Origin of the sequence: Paenibacillus castaneae, assembly GCF_002884445.1 — a bacterium.
GTDB classification, from domain to species: Bacteria; Bacillota; Bacilli; order Paenibacillales; family Paenibacillaceae; genus Pristimantibacillus; species Pristimantibacillus castaneae.
The window spans coordinates 4,879,201-4,896,815 of sequence record NZ_KZ614144.1; the positions used below are offsets into that span (position 1 = coordinate 4,879,201).

The window sequence follows — 17,615 nt, forward strand, 5'->3', positions numbered from 1 at the left end:
GGCTGGCCCTTTGTTCGTCTACTCCTTCAAATAACGATTAATAACCTCGACAAGCAGGTCGTTTAACAGCTTAACCTCATATTCGCCTACTGCAGGCTCCAGATGCTCCTCCCCGATACCGCTGTCATCGGTTAGAAAAATATATGTGCCGCCAGTCGCTACAGCAAAGAAGCGCATTAAATATTCCGTATCTATACTTACCCCGCTGGAGGCTACTGGAATGATGCGAATGCCTGCTGCGGCAGCATCCTCTGTAAGCTGCTTGATCTCATCAATCACCTGCGGATCATCATGCGGCGGCGCATCCAGCACGAGAAATAATAGGCGCGCACGCGCTTCCTTGCTCCACTGATGCTCATGAATGGCATCCCGGAGCGCTTGGTCGACAGCTTCCGGATAATCGCCGCCGCCCTCTGCGGTTTGCTTCGTAAACTGATCGATCACTTTATTGATGTCCTTTGTGAACGGATATGGCTTTACAATATATTCATCATGCTTGTCACGATAAAAGTTGGCGCTGATTTGCATATCTAGCTGATTTCCATGCTCATCGGACACACGCTTCACAACATCTTTAAGCTCTGCTCCGAGATAATTCAGCTCATCTCCCATCGAACCCGTCGTATCTACGACAAACATAATATCTACCGCATCAGAAATAGCAGCCGCCTTACCCAAATCAATCTTAATGGAGCCTTGCTCTGGAACTTTTACTTCCTGCGTTTGTTTAGCTGCCTGATCTGATTCGACATAAACGGTAAATGAGCTTTGGTTTGCTGTATCCTTATCGAACAAACCCGCATATACGTAGGCTCTTCCTTCCGTGTTTGTACGTGCTCTCCATACCGTCTGTTTGCCAGATTTCAGCTGTACATCCGCATCGGATACCGCTTTCCCATTAGCAGACACGATAACCTCCAGCCTTTGAAAATTCCAAAATTGCCAGATTCGTTTGCTTGTATCAGCTTCTAGACCATTCACCAAATTTCCAAAGCGCTCCCAAGCTGATAGATCGTCCCATTCACCTGCCGTTAGCTGGCCTGCCTGTACATCTTTTTCGACCTTATTGGGATAACTGCGTTTGCCGTTTTCTTTCATAGGCATACTTTCTCTCTCAGATGGGGCGCGGTTATCCGTACTGATTGATTTATCATTTCTGGCCGCTGTTGTTTCGCCGCGATTCGAACTATTATAGGTTCCACTTTCTGATGCTTTGTTTGAAGAGGATGAGCACGCGCTCAGCATTACAATTAACGATAGCAAAATAATGAAGTACCCGCTTTGGCCTTTTCTTTGTTTATACGGCCCTTTGAACGAATGATCCGTCTTCATTCCTTCAACCCCTTTATTTGTATTTCCTAATCTAACGTAGTCCAGCTTACAAATGTTGCATAATGGAGTCCATACCTTTACAATCGAAAACAGATATGCGTCGCATCGAAGATTCGACTGCATGATGCCAGGTACAGGAGGACTTCATCGTGGAAACTTTTGATATTATTACACTCGAAATAACTTATCAGCACCAAACCGCAAAGCTTGCATACACTTCCGCTGAGCTTGTCCGTGTCACCGAATATGGAGACAGGCTATGGTATATTGATATTAATGGGGTTGTTGACCGTGAGCTGCTCGCTTGGTTTGGACAAAGCGAGAACATTGCAATTGAGCTCTTGGCAGGAGCTAGAAGCGGCCAATTCTTTCGTGGAAGAGGCTACTTTCATCCCAATGAGCTGCATCAAGCAGCGGCGATTCGCGGCGACGGCGAGTTGATTGAACAATAATCCATCGTTCAGCACATACAAACAAGGGGCTGCTTCAAAAGGATAAATTCACCTTTTGAAGCAGCCCCTTCTATTACAGCGTGAAACGAAGCTCATACCGTCCGTGGACGTTTAAAGCAGCTCAGCTTATTATTTACCGTGTGCAATTTCAGGTGTTGTAAGGCGATCGTAGAACTCCACACCTTTGTCCTTGTCTTCGGAATCCCGAAGCGCCATCGCAGAGCGAGGGTGCTCATCCAAAATCCCTGTAATCATATAAGGGATAATATAGCCCCATTCTTCCTTCTCGCGAAGCGGAATCATGAATTTCTCGATCATATCCAGTACCGGACGAACCGTATACTTCGTATTTTTCAGTTCAGATACAAGCAGCTCCGTGTTGCAGTTACCGGCAGCGCGGCCCATTCCGTATACAGATGCATCAAGCAGTTCAACGCCATGTTCTGCTGCAAGCAACGTATTCGCGAAAGCAAGCTGCAGATTGTTATGCGCATGAACGCCAAGACGTTTATTAGGCAGGTGCTGACGGAACTTGTCAACGAGGTAGCTCATATCGCTTGGTTTCAAGCTGCCATAGGAGTCAACAACGTAAACAACGTCTACTACACTGTCATTGATCAATTGAAATGCTTCAATTAGCTGGTTTTCCATAACATTGGAAAGCGCCATGATGTTAATAGTCGTTTCGTATCCGCGGTCATGGAATACTTGAACAAGCTCCAACGCCTTGTCAACATCTTGAATATAGCAAGCAACGCGGATCAGGTCGAGCATGCTCTCACTGCGCGGCAAAATATCATTCTCATCAACGCGTCCGATATCAACAAGTGCAGACAGCTTAGTGCTGCCTTTGTTCGGAATTACTTTTTTCAAAAAATCATCATTCAGAAAACGCCAAGGGCCTGCACTTTCAGCGCCTTTAAGCAGCTTTGGCGAGTTTTTGTAGCCGATTTCCATATAATCGACGCCGGCTTCGTTCAAGCTTTGGTACAAATGCTGAACGAACTCGACACTAAAATCCCAGTTATTTACGAGTCCGCCATCGCGGATCGTACAATCAACAATTTTACAATGACTTGTTTTTGAATGCATCCGTTGTTACTCCTTTGAGATGAACATGAGTTCAGTTTTTCTCATCATACTTGAAAAGGAAGAGGAACGCAAAAGAATTTTGTCGTTTTCAGGCTATTCTAAACGCTTTTTTGTCTTATCCGACACACCTTTAAAACGAGGTTTTTTTCGGATTTTATACTAGCATATAATGGATTTCCTCCATACTGGTACCAGGCTGCTTTATTATTTCACGCTAATGCTGGACTTCGGCTCTTGCCTGAAATGGCCCGAGCGATTCATCTTGGTTCCAATATATTTCTCATTATAGACAGAAGTATTTCCCCATAAAGGTACTCGCCCTTCGACGCTCAAGCCGCCTTTCCTCAGAGCATCCACTTTACGTGGATTATTGGTAATAATCGTTACCGGAAGCGCGCGCAGCAGCTTTAATACCGCAATCGCCTCAGAATAATCCCGCGAATCATCCGAGAAACCAAGCTCCGTGTTCGCATCAACGGTATCATAACCATCCTCTTGAAGGAGGTATGCAATCGCTTTGCTGAATAAGCCAATTCCGCGACCCTCATGGTTTGCCAAATAGAATAGAGCGCCGGAGCCATGCTCGCTAATAATACGCATGGACTGCTTTAATTGAAAGCCGCAATCGCATCTTGCGCTTCCAAAAATATCTCCCGTGTGGCAGATGCTGTGCATCCGTATGAGCGCATCCTCATTGTTCTCGAAATCGCCGTATACGAGAACGCTTGATTGCTGGAGGTTCGCATAGTTAAATTCGTTTAAGTTCTCAACGAGCTGCTCTGCCGACAGCTCCTGCCCTGCTTCCATGCTAATCCAGCTATACCAATGAAATATTTTTGTTTCGCCATCGAGCTCGACCGGCAGCTTGACCGGACCAATGACATAAATATCATCGTTCCCGTTTTGTGTCCGTTTTAATTTATTTTTAATGATAGCCGCAATATTAGGCTTAATCATAAAAGTTCACCTTCTCTACTGTATATATACGATCAAAATTGCATCGATAAATAGCTCAATGTGCCGAATTCATAGCTGCGATAAATAACTTTCGCCAAAGCTTCTTTACCGCCGCTGCCTAGCGCTATATATAATGGAACAAAATGCTCTGCACGCGGTACCGCCAATCTGGCATGAGGCGCGAGCTGTTCATACTGAAATAAGGAGTGAGTATCCTTGTTGTTCATTTTCTGAATAAGCCATTCATCGAATTCGACCGCCCATGCCTCCGGCTCCTTCTGCCCCCAGTTCACCGCCCGCAGATTATGAACGGTTACGCCGCTTCCGATAATTAAAATATTTTGCGCGCTCAAGCCTTGAAGCGCCTCACCGATCGCATACTGTTCTTCCGGGGAACGGTTAGGATTGACAGAAACCTGCACGACTGGCACGTCGGCTTTAGGGAACATATGCTTCAGCAGCGTCCATGAGCCATGGTCAAGTCCTCGATTCTCATTATATGCGATTTGAATGCCTTTCGCTGTAAGCATCTGACCAACTAATTCCGCAATCTTCGTCGAGCCTTTGGCCGGATACTTCACTTGATACAGCTCGTCTGGGAAACCATAGAAATCATAAATCGTTTCATATTCATCATCCTTGGATGATATTGTTATTGCCTCTGTTTCCCAATGTGCTGTAAAAATAACAATTGCATCTGGTTTTAGGTTGGCTCCGGTTGCTTGTAGAAACTGGCTATATGCATTCTGCTCGATTGCGAGCATTGGTGATCCGTGGGCAAGAAATAATGGTTTCATATTAACTACCTCCTGTTTACTTACTATTTGTAACTAATTATAGTTTCATTACTAATGTTAGTCAAGTAATTAACATTATCCATGTTTGCTTGTATAAATAAGTTATTGGCGTTATACTTATAGGTAAGTCAAGAGAGGTGATAAGCATGGATCAGCCAGCCCTTTGTCCCCGTTTCCAAAAAGGAATGGATATCATTAGCAAACGTTGGACCGGCCTAATCATATATCAGCTATTGTCCGGACCGCAGCGCTTCTGTGCCGTTCAGTCCGCATTGCCAATCAGCGGCAGATTATTGTCTGAGCGTTTCAAGGATCTCGAAATGGAAGGTATTGTTGACCGGCAGGTCTATCCGGAAATACCTGTACGCATAGAATACTCTTTAACAGCAAAGGGTCGCGCGCTAGAGCCGATTATTCGGGAAATACAAGTATGGTCGCAGGAATGGATTGATCACGCTCCACAGAATGAGCAATAGTGCGGTCATGTGAAACAGCCCCAACCGATTCCGGTTAGGGCTGTATTTTTTTGTTGGGATCTGTCGCCTTGTCCAATCCCCTTATTTCTCCATCACTCGATTTGCTACAATGAGCATATCCATATGACGGCCTCCCCTGAGCAGTTGACTGACAACATTGCCTTTCCATAACCGATTAAGCAAAGGGCGATTGGATTGGCCAATAACGAGCTGCGTTGCCTTCGCACGATCAGCAGCCGCTAGAAGCGCTGCCGCAATCTGGTTTCCGTTCTCCGCCTTCGACATCTCGAATATGCCGCCAAGCCTTTCCGTCAGCTTCAAGACGGCATCCCGTTTACCTTCCATGTCCCCTGTCCAGTTTGAGCTTTCCTGTACGTAATGGACATGCCACTCGGATTTCAATCTGTAGGCCAGTCTGAAACCGCGGCGGATGAGCCGTTCTGCATTCGAGCAAATATCAACACAGACAAATATCACTTCACGTCGGCGCAGCGGCCCTCGAAGCGATCGATTAAAGTCCCACGCCTCTAGACGTTCGTCTACGTCATCAGCGATTTCACGCAGGGCAAGCTCGCGCAGAGCAATAATATTTCCCGTTGTAAAGAAGGCTCCAAGCGCCTGCTGCACCTTATCCATCGCATATATTTTGCCCTCTTTCATGCGCTGCTTCAGCATTTGGGGTGTCACGTCTATCAGCTCGACCTGATTCGCGAGCTGCAATATAGCATCGGGAACTGTTTCTTTAACGCGGATACCCGTTATTTGCTCTATGGCATCATTCAAGCTTTCGATATGCTGTATATTCATTGTAGATACAACCGAAATGCCTTGGTTTAGCAAATGCAGAACATCCTCATAACGCTTCTTGCGCAAGCTGCCCGGAACGTTAGTATGAGCCAGCTCGTCGACGAGAACGACCTCAGGATTACGACGGATGATAGCTTCAACATCCATCTCTTTCAGCAATGTTCCTTTATAAGCTATCGTTTGTTGTTCAATCAATGGTAGGTCGCCTATTTGTTTTAACGTATCCGCTCGCCCATGCGTCTCCACAAGCCCAACAACAATATCTACCCCTCTACGAAGCAGCACATTCGCTTCTACGAGCATCGTATAGGTTTTGCCGACACCTGGCGCTGCCCCAACGTACACATGAAACGTTCCTCTGCGGATTTTTTCCATTTGCCGTTCTTTTTCCTCCACGCTGAAACGGCGATACAGCTCACGCCTCGAATGACCGGTTTGTCTGACTGGCATAATCCGCTCGCCCTCATGCTCCGCTCGATCAGCCATTAGAAACAGATCAACTTGTTTCCTTTTGCGAAGCAAATCATCTACAACCGATCCTTGCCAAAATTGCTGCCAGCGATTCTGCTTGGAATGACCCATGACAATTCGGGTTACGAGCTGTTCATCAGCATAACGAACGAGCTCAGCCGACAGCATGCGCCGATTTCTTAACGGAAGCTCCTGAAATTTCCCATCTACTTTTTTCGTCAGCTTCATAATCGAATTTTTGAACGTTTGTTCTTCTTTGGTCAGCTTCCGCCCAGGACGTACAAAGGAAACTACCAATATATCTCCGTTCAGCCTCTTTGCGATCTGCTGCCCTCTTCGTATATAGATTGAGCCGTTCCAATGATATTGCGCTGTTACAAGTATCCGCTCCGATGCTCCGGACGGCCCTGTGAGCCTAAGTTCTTCACGATGCTTCTCAAGAGAACCGTTGACGCCTTCCGCAACAATTCTTAGCGACAGCTCTCTCAGTACAGCTAAATTATCTCTTCGCGCAATCGCTGGATTAGTCTGTCTGCCAAGCACGCCTTCCTCAAGCCGCTTCAATATCGTCTCGGGCGAAGCATCGATTAATCGGACCTCATCTGCAAGCTCAAGCGTGTTGGCAGGCACCGTGAACGGGGCCCGTATGCCAGTCCATTTCAAAGCTGCTTCATCTGCACCTTCGAGCTCATATACGTTGATCGTTGTAATGACGCTAATGCCTTTGTCCAGCAGAAATAAAACATCTTCCAGACGGGTTGGAAAACGCGCCTCTGCACGATTATGATGCGCCAGCCCATCTACCAGCACGACCTCGGGATTGCGACTGACCAGAGCATCCAGATCCAGATCCTTTTGCTCGATGCCATCTCTCCACCAGTGAATGCTGGATATACGCTCCAGCTCACCCAGCTGCATGACGGTTTCGGGCCTTTGCAAAGTAGTAACCGCGCAGATGACCACATCGATTCCATCCCGCTTCAGCCCCGTTCCTTCCTGCAGCATATGATAGGTTTTCCCTGAGCCGCTTACCGCGCCAATAATAATTTTCAATCTGCCGCGGTGCAGCTTCGCAATCGACAGAAGCAGCTCCTCAGGCGATTTTCTTTGAAATGGAACCAATTGCCTCATCTCCTCGATTGCTGTCAGCCTGACATCCGCATTGACCTATTATTTATGCAGCGCTGCCAGTGCGGTATTCAGCATCAGCACATTGACTCGCTCTTCACCGAAGATTGCTAAATCACGGCCTTCTGTATGCTCCTTCACCAGATCCTGAAGCACGGCTGACGATAATCCGGTAAGCTTGCTTATCCGTGGAATTTGAATATTCGCAGCCTGTACGGTGATATGCGGATCAAGACCGGAACCCGAATTTGTAACCAGATCTATAGGCAGCCTATCAATAGATACGTCTGGATTATTGGCCTTCCATTCTTTAATAGATGCTTCTGTTCTCTCCATTAGAGCCGGGTTTGACGGCCCATAATTGTTGGAGCCCGATGCAGCGGCATTATAAGCAATGCTCGATACGCGTCCTTGAAATAAACTCGGATCTTCAAAGCTTTGGCCGATGAGCTCTGAGCCGACAATTTGACCGCTGCTGTCTTTAAGCAAGCTGCCGTTTGCGTGGCTCGGGAACAGCAGCTGCGCTGCCCCTGTACTGGCAAGCGGATAAATAATGCCGCAAATGATCATAAATAAAATACTGATGCGTATCGAAACGGATAAGAGTGATGAGTCTTTCGGCGAGCTTGTTTTTGACAAATCGTCCATCTTGCATGCCTTCTTTCCTTATTAGCCTATGCTATACCCATAAACGGACTACATAATCCAAAAGCTTAATTCCGGCGAAAGGAACAATGACGCCTCCCAGGCCATAGATAAGAAGATTTCTGCTTAGCAGCCGCGACCCGCTCATTGGTTTATACGTAACGCCCTTGATCGCCAGCGGAATAAGAAGCGGAATAATGATGGCGTTAAAGATGAGCGCGGATAAGATAGCCGATAATGGGGAGCCCAGCTTCATAATATTAAGCACGCCCATCTCCGGGATAGCCAGCATGAACATCGCAGGAATGATGGCAAAATACTTGGCAATATCGTTCGCGATACTGAAGGTGGTCAGCGCCCCCCTCGTCATCAGAAGCTGCTTGCCTATAGCAACCACTTCGATAATTTTGGATGGATCGGAGTCCAAATCAATCATATTCGCAGCTTCCTTCGCCGCTATCGTCCCGCTGTTCATCGCAAGACCGACATCCGCTTGCGCAAGTGCAGGCGCATCATTGGTTCCATCTCCGGTCATCGCAACCATCTTGCCCTCGGCTTGCTCGCGGCGAATGACCGTAATTTTATCTTCCGGCGTACTTTCTGCAATAAAATCATCCACGCCTGCTTCCTTGGCAATGGTAGCTGCAGTAAGGGGATTATCACCCGTGCACATAATCGTTTTGATGCCCATTTCCCGCAGCTGTTGAAATCTTTCCTTCATTCCCGGCTTCACGGTATCTTTCAAATAAATGACGCCCAGCAATTCGTTGTCGACTGCGACTGCAAGAGGCGTCCCCCCCAAAGCGGCAACGTGATTCGAAACCTTTTCTAAATCGGGAGGCACAAGGCCACCGCCCGCAAGCACCCATTTCCTTACGGTATCGACCGATCCCTTGCGTACTTTTCGGCCGTCCGACAAATCCATTCCGCTCATGCGCGTCTCTGCTTTGAACGGGATAAATTCGCCTCCTTGGGCAAGCGAAGCATCATAGCTCATGCTTTGCTTCTTCATCCACTCCAGCACGGATCTGCCTTCAGGCGTCTCATCCTGGGCCGAGCTGATTGCCGCCCACGCTGCCAACGTTACGAGCTCGTTACCGCCAACAGGTATAATGTCGCTCGCCATCCGATTGCCGTAAGTGATCGTACCTGTCTTATCTAATATCATTGTATTGATGTCGCCTGCAGCCTCGACTGCTTTACCTGACATCGCGAGCACATTGAATTGCGTCACTCGATCCATTCCGGCAATACCGATTGCCGATAGCAGCCCTCCGATCGTCGTCGGAATAAGACATACGAGCAGGGCAATTAATACCGGAATTTCAAGATGGACACCTACATAATTCGCGATAGGCGCTAAAGTGACAACGACGATTAAGAAGATGACGGTTAAGCTGGTCAGCAGTGTATCCAGCGCAATTTCGTTTGGAGACTTCTGCCGCTTAGCGCCTTCTACCAAGGCAATCATTCTGTCTATAAAGGATTGTCCGGGATCGCTCGTCAGCCTTACCTTAATCCAATCGCTGACGACTCTCGTTCCGCCTGTAACCGAGCTGAAATCACCGCCTGCCTCTTTAATGACCGCTGCAGATTCCCCCGTAATGGCTGATTCGTCTACCGAGGCAAGTCCCTCTATAATTTCACCGTCTCCGGGAATCATCTCGCCCTGCGAGACGATAAAGATATCTCCTTTGCGAAGCTCAGTAGATGGAATGACCACTACCTTGCCCCCGATAAGCTTGTTTGCAAACATTTCCTGCTTGGACCTTTTGAGCGAATTTGCTTGCGCTTTGCCTCTTCCTTCTGCTATCGCTTCAGCGAAATTAGCGAATAAAAGCGTGAACATTAATATAATAAATACCGTTATATTAAATCCGATTGCATCCTGAGACGAGAAATAATGAGGAAAGACAACCATTAACAAAACGATAATCGTGCTAAGCTCAACGACAAACATGACCGGATTTTTGATCATCGCTGCAGGATTCAATTTAATGAAGCTTTCGATAGCAGCGGACCTCACAGCAGCAGCTGACAGCCCTTTTTTCTTTTCTTTATTAACCATTACCGTTCACCTCATCCATTAGCGGAGTGTCAAATATTCTGCAACCGGTCCAAGCACGACAGTCGGCAGGAAAGTTAAAGCGCCAATCAACAAAACGGTTCCTATCAGCAACACAGTAAACAGCTTGTTGTCAGTGCGGAAAGTGCCTAAAGTCTCCGGAACGGGCTGTTTCTCCATCAGGGAGCCTGCAACGGCTAACATGACGATCATGGATACATAGCGTCCGAGCAGCATGACCAACCCTGTGCTTATATTCCAAAATGGCGTATTGTCACTCAACCCTTCGAAACCGGAACCGTTATTAGCAGCGGAGGACGTAAATTCATACAGCACTTGGCTGATGCCGTGGTAGCCTGCGTTCGAGATTGCTCCTTGACCTGCATCCGTCATAAAGGCGATTGCCGTCGGAATTAATATAATAATGGGATGAGTTAAAATAGCTATTGCAATTAGCTTCATCTCACGCGGCTCAATCTTGCGCTGTAGAAACTCTGGTGTCCTGCCAACCATTAATCCGCAAATAAAAACGGCCAAAATAGCATACATAAGCATATTGATGATCCCGACACCCTTGCCGCCAAACACAACATTGAGCATCATTTCAGCGAGCGGCACCATGCCGCCGAGCGGCGTAAGCGTATCATGCATATTATTGACAGAGCCAGTAGTTGCGGCGGCCGTAACCGTCGTGAATAGTGCAGACTGCGCAATACCGAACCTGACTTCCTTGCCTTCCATACTGCCCTGCGCTGCATCAATGCCTAGCGCGTTCATTGCCGGATTTCCCACTTTCTCGGAAGCAAATGCGACAGTTAGAAATACGAGAAATAAGCACATCATAGCTGAGAAAATAACCCAGCCTTGCTTTTTGTTTTTGGCGAACAAACCGAATGTGTAGGGCAATGCTGCCGGAAGAGCCCACATCGACAAAATCTCAATTACGTTAGTCAGCGGACTTGGATTCTCAAATGGATGTGCTGAGTTAGCTCCAAAGAAGCCGCCGCCGTTCGTTCCTAAATGCTTAATCGCCTCAAGCGAAGCAACAGGACCGATCGCGATCTGCTGGACGGCACCTTCTAGCGTTTTTACCGTCAAGGTTGGATCTAATGTTTGCGGTACTTGCAAAGCGACAAGAACCAGCATAATAACAAAAGATACTGGCAGAAATATTCGAGTGTTCGCTTTAACAAAATCCTCAAAAAAGTTGCCAACTGATTTTCCTTTGCCTGTTACTCCGCGGATAAATGCGATAGCAACGGAGAAGCCGGTAGCGGCCGATGTGAACATCATCATCATAATGACGGCCATTTGGGATAAATACGATAATGAACTTTCTCCACTGTAATGCTGCAAATTGGTATTCGTCATAAAGCTGATTACGGTATTAAACGTAAGAGTCGGCTCCATGCCTCCAATCGCATTCGGGTTTAGCGGAAGCGCGAATTGTAAGGAAAGTATGATATAAGATAGGACAACTAGAATAATATTGGTTGCAACAAAGCTAAGTGCATAAACCTTCCAGCTCATGCCAGCACGCTGCTTCAAACCAATCATTCGAAATATAAGCCGCTCCGTACCTCCGTATAATCGGTCAAGCCGGCTAGGTTCGTTCGCAAATACTTGATACACATACGTTCCAAGCGGTTTAACCAGCAGGATAAGAACGGCAATAACAATGACTAGCTGTAAAATATCCAAAATAGATCCTCCTCAAAAAACAATGAATTTCACAGCAATGCCAATCAATCAGATGTATAGGAAGCGCGTTATAAATGAGCAATTTTTTTCGGATTTTTCAAAAATGGCAACAAAAAAGAAGCCTGCAGGAAAAGAGGACCTCCTCCCGCGGCTTCTTGACCCGCAGCTTAACAAGCCGCAGGGAGCGCGTTGGTTGTTGCCTCTCTCAGAACTACGCTTACGAGGTTAGCTGTCGGATTCGGGCGGTGAGAGTCGCCCTACTTTGTTCGGCATCCATGGTGCCGTTCAAAGATTCACCCCTGCGATGCAATTGTTCGACTCTCACATCGAACGCATGCCGCGCGTAACAATTTGGTTCCCCCGCTATCCGCTTGCACGGATACTCAGCGATCAGTCAATGAAAAATGATTTGTAAATCCTGTATCGAATGTTACTCTCCTCCATAGTCGCTGTAAAGCGATTCCCGAGTCGAAATTAGGTTGCTACAGCTGGTTCAAGACCGATGATACCGCTTACATTTAATAAGAGCTCTACATAGCTTATTATTTCTCTGTTTATCTCTTGTTTTCAAAAAAAGAAGTTCCATAAATTTGAAATCACGAATTCCAAATATTCAGATATTTTATGATTTACGACCCTTTTTCGGTTTCCTTATTTTGTAACAAGTGAGTTGGGAAGGTTTACAAATGAGCATAATAGGTTTAAAATATAGTGCAAACCACATTCACGCTTAATTTTTCTTATGAAAAAGCGGGGGAACCAAACGCGACCGTAATTATTACGACTCGCAGGGGGTGAATCCAGGGATTTGTAACCCTGGTAGGGCATACTCTCTAGCCCGAATCCGACAGCTAACCTCGTAAGCGAACAAAGGAGAGGTTTATTTATGATTTGTCAATCTGCAAGCCATGTACCTTTTCTCATGGATCAGTCCCCGTCATTATCTGTTTCGCGCATTGAGTTGTTCGTCATCCCCGCTGTTGCAGTCGATTCCGCAGGCTTTCGCGTATGTCTTCGTTTAACATCCAGTCAAGGCTATGGATGGAGTGAGCTATTTGTGGCTGATACCGAAGATATGATTGATCTGGAACGCTGCAGTGATCTACTTGTCTCTTTTATCGGAATCATTTCTCTCCCGCCTCTTCAAGATTGCCAGTATGACAAGTCCGATAAAGACGGTCGCATCTTCGAGCTATTTGCCGCTGCTATCAATCAAGTAACGACAAGAAATGAACAATTGAACCCCGCTGAGCTTGATGCTGAGGAACTCGTATTAAGACAACGCTCCATTCATTATGTTTCATTATTTTAAGTAGCGCTTGCGAATTACACGAAAAAAGCCGCTCTGGTTCCTTTGGTTCCCTTGAACCTGAGTGAGCCAGAGCGGTTTTATTTGAAGTAATAATTATTTAACTAGCCAACCGCCGTCAACCGCCATAATATGACCATTCATATAATCGGAAGCCGCTGAGGCTAGAAATACGGCTGGTCCGATTAAATCCTCCGACGTCCCCCAGCGTCCAGCTGGAATCCGCTGCAAAATTTGCGCGCTCCGAACTGGATCCTCACGCAGTGCTTCTGTATTATCTGTGCTCATATAGCCTGGCGCTATCGCGTTTACTTGGAGTCCCTTGCTAGCCCATTCGCTCGCAAGCGCCTTCGTCAAACCAGCAACCGCATGCTTGCTTGAGGTATAGCCAGGAACGTTCATTCCACCTTGGAATGAAAGCATGGATGCCACGTTAATAATTTTTCCTGAGCCCTGCTCAATCATATGTTTGCCTGCAAGCTGACAAAGGACGAATACCGAATTCAAGTTAACATCCAATACATCCTGCCAATCCTCATAGCTATGCTCAGCAGCAGGCGTACGACGAATAATGCCAGCATTATTTACTAGAATATCAATGCGTCCCAGTTCACTAACCGTGCGCTCAATAATGCCAGCAAGGTTCGAGCGATCCGACACGTCCGCTTGAATCGTAATCGCTTTACGACCTAAAGCACGAACAGCCGCTGCCGTTTTGTCAGCAGGCGTACTGTTTGTCACAAGCGCTACATCAGCGCCAGCTTGTGCTAGACCAATAGCAATAGCTTCTCCGAGGCCACGGCCTGCACCCGTTACGACAGCTGTTTTTCCTGTCAAATCAAACAAACTCATGATTTCACACCTTTCCTTTATTGCGCTTCGCGGCATTTGGCAGCTCAGCCTTCAGCATTTGAATAGGAAGGGCCTCATACTTTGCCGCCACTTCAGGATCGATGCCATCATCGGTAATGATATAATCAATCTCTTCCAGACCGGCAAATGTAATCAATGCGCCTTTATTGAATTTGTTGTGATCAGCGAGACAATAGATTGTTTTCGCATTCTCAATATAGAGCCTCTTGAGCTTCGCCAATTCTTCAGTAAAAATAGTTAAGCCGTACTCCAAATGTATGCCTGTCGTGGACAGAAACAGCTTGTGGACGTTCAGACGCCTAATCCACTCCTGCGATTCTGCGCCAATGAGCAGATTATTGTGTCGATATCCTCCAGGGATAACAAGTCTGACCTGATCCTTCGCAGTTAGCTCGCGAATAATGAGCAAATCATTCGTGAGCACCGTTATCGGCATATTGGGCAGACGCTTCGCCATCTCCAGCGTCGTACTCCCGGCATCAAGCGCGATAATATCATTCGGTTCAATGCAGGTCAGAGCAAGGGAAGCTATAGCAGACTTCTCCTGACCATGCTTGCTATTCGGGAACTGCAGCGGGAACAGGCTGTCCTCCCCGTTCTGCTCTGTTACTGCACCTCCGTGCGTGCGCTTCAGAAGTCCCTTCTCCTCAAGCTTCTCTAAATCCTCACGAACGGTTTTTTCCGTTACCTGAAACTGTTCGCTTAGCTCGGATACTCTGACCGCGCCAAGCTGTTCTAATTTTTCAATAATTTTACGATGCCTTTCAGCAGCAAGCATGGAGCACCTCCTGTAGCGATTATTTCTATTTTAGCTCGCTCGCAGGCACTGCGTCCATGTCTGTAAACGTATAGTTCTCGCCTGCCATCGACCAGCAGAACGTGTAGTTGCTTGTACCAACACCGGAGTGGATCGACCACGGTGGAGAAATAATAGCTTGCTCATTCGCCACAACAAGATGTCTTGTCTCCGACGGTTCACCCATCATATGAAAAACGCGCGCATCATCGTTCATGTCGAAATACAGATATGCTTCCATACGGCGATCATGGACATGAGATGGCATTGTGTTCCAAACGCTGCCTGTCTGCAAGCTCGTAACGCCAAGCATAAGCTGGCAGCTTTGAATGCCATCGTTATGAATGTATTTATACAAAATGCGCTCATTGGATGTTTCTTGTGAGCCGAGATGATTCGGGTTGGCTTCTTCCCTTGTCATTTTGCGAGTAGCGATTTCCTTATGCGCAAGCGCTGAACAGAAATACAGCTTAGCCGGGTTTGCTTTGTCTACGCTGGATAACACAACCTTGCGTTTGCCTTTCCCTACGTAGAGAACATCGAGCTTGTCGAGCTCATACGATTCGCCGTCAACGGATATTAATGCGGGTCCACCAATATTTAAAAAGCCGATTTCACGGCGCTCCAAGAAATATTCTGTTTTCAAAGTAGCTGCAGCTTCTAACTCAATCGCTTCCTTCACAGGGAAAGCACCGCCGACGATCATGCGGTCATAGTGAGTGTAGGTCATCTTGATTTGATCCTGCTCGAATAAGCTTTCAATTAAAAACTCGCTGCGAAGACGATCTGTCGTATATTGCTTTACATCAGTTGGATTTGTTGTATGACGTACTTCCATGGGGGTAAAACCTCCTATATGGTTTGTTTTTGTTCGTTTACAAGTATAACACACATTTACGAACATAAATAGACTATTTTCTCGAATGCTCCTATCGCTTCGGCATCGTCCCCTTAAATAATAGAAAGCCCATCTCTCATTCCCATACAGGGAAGAAGATACGGGCTTTCAGCTTTACTACTTATTTCTTCAGTATCCAAGATGCTACATCATCGATCACATCTTGTGACACATGGCCGGGGTAGTTATATTCCTCCAACGTCCCCTTGCCCGCTCCTTCGTATTTAACAAAGAAGTGGTTCAGACCCGGATATAGCTTGAAACTAACATTTTCTTTCCCATTCAAAAGCTTCTTCCATTCTAGAAAATCTTTATCAGGATAAACCTGGAAGTCGTTATCGCCTTGCAAAATCAAAACCGGCTTAGTCAGCTTAACTGCATAATCACTGGCCTTATGAGCATCCATTTCCTTAAAATAGTTTGCAGGTATACCGAAAACAGTCGCTGCCTTCGCTTCATCGGGCGTCATATTGACAATAGTCTTTGCACGCTTGAGCTCGGACTCCAGCCAAATCTTATTTACTGTTTTCGTTTCTCCATCCTTCATGGCTGCGATAAAGCTGGCATTCTGGTCATAGCTAATTTCCCATAGGCTTCTCGGAGAACCCGCCAGCAGTACAAGTCCGGCAAAATCGCCGCCCTCTGCATCGATTCGCGGCGCTAGCATACCTCCGAGACTATGTCCGATGACATATACCTGTGCCGAATTAATTCGGGAATCCTTCTTAAGCAGCGCAGCTGCAGCAATAGCGTCATCAACTGTCTCTTCCTTCACAGTTATGCTTGCTGCTTCTGCCGCTAGTGCATTTGCGTGCGCATAGGTTCGCTTGTCATAACGAAGTACAGCTACCCCTTGTTCTGCCAGACCCCAAGCAAGGTCTCGGAACGGTGTGTATGCTCCTGCTGTCTCATTGCGATCACTTGGACCTGACCCTTGAACAAGCACAACCGCTGGAACAGTTCCAGTCGCATTCTTCGGGAGCGTTAATGTTCCTTCCAGCGGAAAGCGCGATGTCTCACCGATGACCACCGTCTCCTCTGTTACTCCAGCAGGAGCGTCGGCCTCAAGCGCTGCGGGCTGTATGAGCATGCCGGATAACTTGCCTGTATGATTAATCGTGAGCTTCAGCTTCATATTCATATGCTCGAAAGCGAGAATCGCGACAACTACCGAGCCTCCATCATTTATGTTGTCTGACGAAAGCGAGAGGGTGTTTTTGTATTCACCGGCCTGCCTTACGAGCTCTTTCCACGTTGTGCCAAGTACAGACTGCGATACCGCCTTTTGAAGCTGCTCGTCGAAATAATCGTCCCAAAGCTGCTGGTAGCCGCCTTTATTCATTAATTCAATCACTTGGCGAGCCAATGCATCCGTATTCAGCTCTGTTCTGGAGAGAGATACTTTCTTTGTTTTTTCTTCATAAGACGCATCAATTCCAAGTTCTTTTGAGAAAAATGATAATGGTACATACGTACAGTACTGATTGATCGCAGAAGCCGTGCTGAAAGCGTGGATTTTACCGTTAATAGAAACCTTGCTCTCTCCCACTTTGAGAACAGCTGTTAATTCATTCGAAGTAAGGCGCACCTCGTTTTTAGCTTTCTCAAACGAAACCTTCATACCCAGGCCGCTGGCAATATCGCGAACCGGCAGCATGACCTCGCTGCCCTTCATGTAAGGCTTTCCGTTTGTGAATACGACCTTCTGACCGTTCACAAGTACATTAATATCAGCGGCTGAAGCGATAACGGGCTGAACGGTCATGAACAAAAAAAGTGCTAATGCGGATGAAAACCATTTTTTCATGAATGAATT

The 17,615-nt window shown here is 46.8% G+C and carries 15 protein-coding genes and 2 riboswitches; of the genes, 3 read left to right on the forward strand and 12 right to left on the reverse strand.

Going from position 1 to position 17,615, the window contains the following annotated elements; translation table 11 throughout:
* Positions 1 to 18 precede the first annotated feature (18 nt).
* Positions 19 to 1,332, reverse strand: coding sequence for a vWA domain-containing protein (locus tag CEF13_RS21910; RefSeq protein ID WP_166742752.1), 1,314 nt, complete (start codon positions 1,330 to 1,332; stop codon positions 19 to 21).
* A gap of 149 nt (positions 1,333 to 1,481) precedes the next feature.
* Here CEF13_RS21910 and CEF13_RS21915 point away from each other — a divergent pair, with 149 nt between their 5' ends.
* Complete coding sequence (locus CEF13_RS21915; RefSeq protein ID WP_102713989.1) at positions 1,482 to 1,784, forward strand: hypothetical protein; 303 nt, start codon at positions 1,482 to 1,484, stop codon at positions 1,782 to 1,784.
* 129 nt (positions 1,785 to 1,913) lie between these two features.
* Here the strand turns inward: CEF13_RS21915 and CEF13_RS21920 are convergent, their stop codons facing one another.
* From CEF13_RS21920 to CEF13_RS21930, 3 genes are all read right to left on the reverse strand, one after another.
* A complete protein-coding gene (locus CEF13_RS21920) occupies positions 1,914 to 2,876 on the reverse strand; it encodes an aldolase catalytic domain-containing protein (protein ID WP_102713991.1) in 963 nt (320 codons plus the stop codon).
* Between the two features lie 204 nt (positions 2,877 to 3,080).
* Positions 3,081 to 3,833, reverse strand: a complete 753-nt coding sequence (locus tag CEF13_RS21925) for a GTP cyclohydrolase II (protein WP_102713993.1) — start codon at positions 3,831 to 3,833, stop codon at positions 3,081 to 3,083.
* A gap of 32 nt (positions 3,834 to 3,865) precedes the next feature.
* A complete protein-coding gene (locus tag CEF13_RS21930; RefSeq protein WP_102713995.1) occupies positions 3,866 to 4,630 on the reverse strand; it encodes a DODA-type extradiol aromatic ring-opening family dioxygenase in 765 nt (254 codons plus the stop codon).
* Positions 4,631 to 4,776: 146 nt separating this feature from the next.
* Here CEF13_RS21930 and CEF13_RS21935 point away from each other — a divergent pair, with 146 nt between their 5' ends.
* Complete coding sequence (locus CEF13_RS21935; protein ID WP_102713997.1) at positions 4,777 to 5,106, forward strand: winged helix-turn-helix transcriptional regulator; 330 nt, start codon at positions 4,777 to 4,779, stop codon at positions 5,104 to 5,106.
* 81 nt (positions 5,107 to 5,187) lie between these two features.
* Here the strand turns inward: CEF13_RS21935 and CEF13_RS21940 are convergent, their stop codons facing one another.
* Genes CEF13_RS21940 through kdpA form a run of 4 tightly spaced genes read right to left on the reverse strand, consistent with a single transcriptional unit; the run spans position 5,188 to position 11,923 of the window.
* Positions 5,188 to 7,506 (reverse strand): universal stress protein, encoded by a 2,319-nt coding sequence (locus CEF13_RS21940; RefSeq protein WP_102713999.1) that lies wholly within the window; start codon positions 7,504 to 7,506, stop codon positions 5,188 to 5,190.
* Positions 7,507 to 7,554: 48 nt separating this feature from the next.
* Complete coding sequence (gene kdpC, locus CEF13_RS21945) at positions 7,555 to 8,160, reverse strand: potassium-transporting ATPase subunit KdpC (protein WP_102714001.1); 606 nt, start codon at positions 8,158 to 8,160, stop codon at positions 7,555 to 7,557.
* Between the two features lie 31 nt (positions 8,161 to 8,191).
* Positions 8,192 to 10,225, reverse strand: coding sequence for a potassium-transporting ATPase subunit KdpB (kdpB, locus tag CEF13_RS21950; protein WP_102714003.1), 2,034 nt, complete (start codon positions 10,223 to 10,225; stop codon positions 8,192 to 8,194).
* An 18-nt stretch (positions 10,226 to 10,243) separates the two neighbouring features.
* Positions 10,244 to 11,923, reverse strand: a complete 1,680-nt coding sequence (gene kdpA / locus CEF13_RS21955; protein ID WP_102714005.1) for a potassium-transporting ATPase subunit KdpA — start codon at positions 11,921 to 11,923, stop codon at positions 10,244 to 10,246.
* A gap of 199 nt (positions 11,924 to 12,122) precedes the next feature.
* Positions 12,123 to 12,322, reverse strand: a riboswitch (cyclic di-AMP (ydaO/yuaA leader).
* A 318-nt stretch (positions 12,323 to 12,640) separates the two neighbouring features.
* Positions 12,641 to 12,804: riboswitch (cyclic di-AMP (ydaO/yuaA leader) on the forward strand.
* A 5-nt stretch (positions 12,805 to 12,809) separates the two neighbouring features.
* On the opposite strand from kdpA, the gene CEF13_RS21965 reads away from it, so the two are divergent.
* The gene (locus CEF13_RS21965; protein WP_102714009.1) at positions 12,810 to 13,235 is read left to right on the forward strand and encodes a hypothetical protein; all 426 of its coding nucleotides are present in this window, start codon (positions 12,810 to 12,812) and stop codon (positions 13,233 to 13,235) included.
* A 93-nt stretch (positions 13,236 to 13,328) separates the two neighbouring features.
* Here the strand turns inward: CEF13_RS21965 and kduD are convergent, their stop codons facing one another.
* The 4 genes from kduD to CEF13_RS21985 all read right to left on the reverse strand — a co-directional run bounded on the left by kduD (position 13,329) and on the right by CEF13_RS21985 (position 17,606).
* Entirely contained in the window at positions 13,329 to 14,084 is a 756-nt protein-coding gene (gene kduD, locus CEF13_RS21970) for a 2-dehydro-3-deoxy-D-gluconate 5-dehydrogenase KduD (RefSeq protein ID WP_102714011.1), read from the reverse strand.
* 4 nt (positions 14,085 to 14,088) lie between these two features.
* Positions 14,089 to 14,883: a DeoR/GlpR family DNA-binding transcription regulator gene (locus tag CEF13_RS21975; protein WP_102714013.1), complete on the reverse strand. Its 795-nt coding sequence runs from the start codon at positions 14,881 to 14,883 to the stop codon at positions 14,089 to 14,091.
* A 25-nt stretch (positions 14,884 to 14,908) separates the two neighbouring features.
* Positions 14,909 to 15,739 carry a 5-dehydro-4-deoxy-D-glucuronate isomerase gene (gene kduI / locus CEF13_RS21980; RefSeq protein ID WP_102714015.1) on the reverse strand — a complete coding sequence of 277 codons (831 nt, stop codon included), beginning with the start codon at positions 15,737 to 15,739 and terminating at the stop codon, positions 14,909 to 14,911.
* Positions 15,740 to 15,920: 181 nt separating this feature from the next.
* Positions 15,921 to 17,606 carry an alpha/beta fold hydrolase gene (locus tag CEF13_RS21985; RefSeq protein WP_166742753.1) on the reverse strand — a complete coding sequence of 562 codons (1,686 nt, stop codon included), beginning with the start codon at positions 17,604 to 17,606 and terminating at the stop codon, positions 15,921 to 15,923.
* Positions 17,607 to 17,615 lie beyond the last annotated feature (9 nt).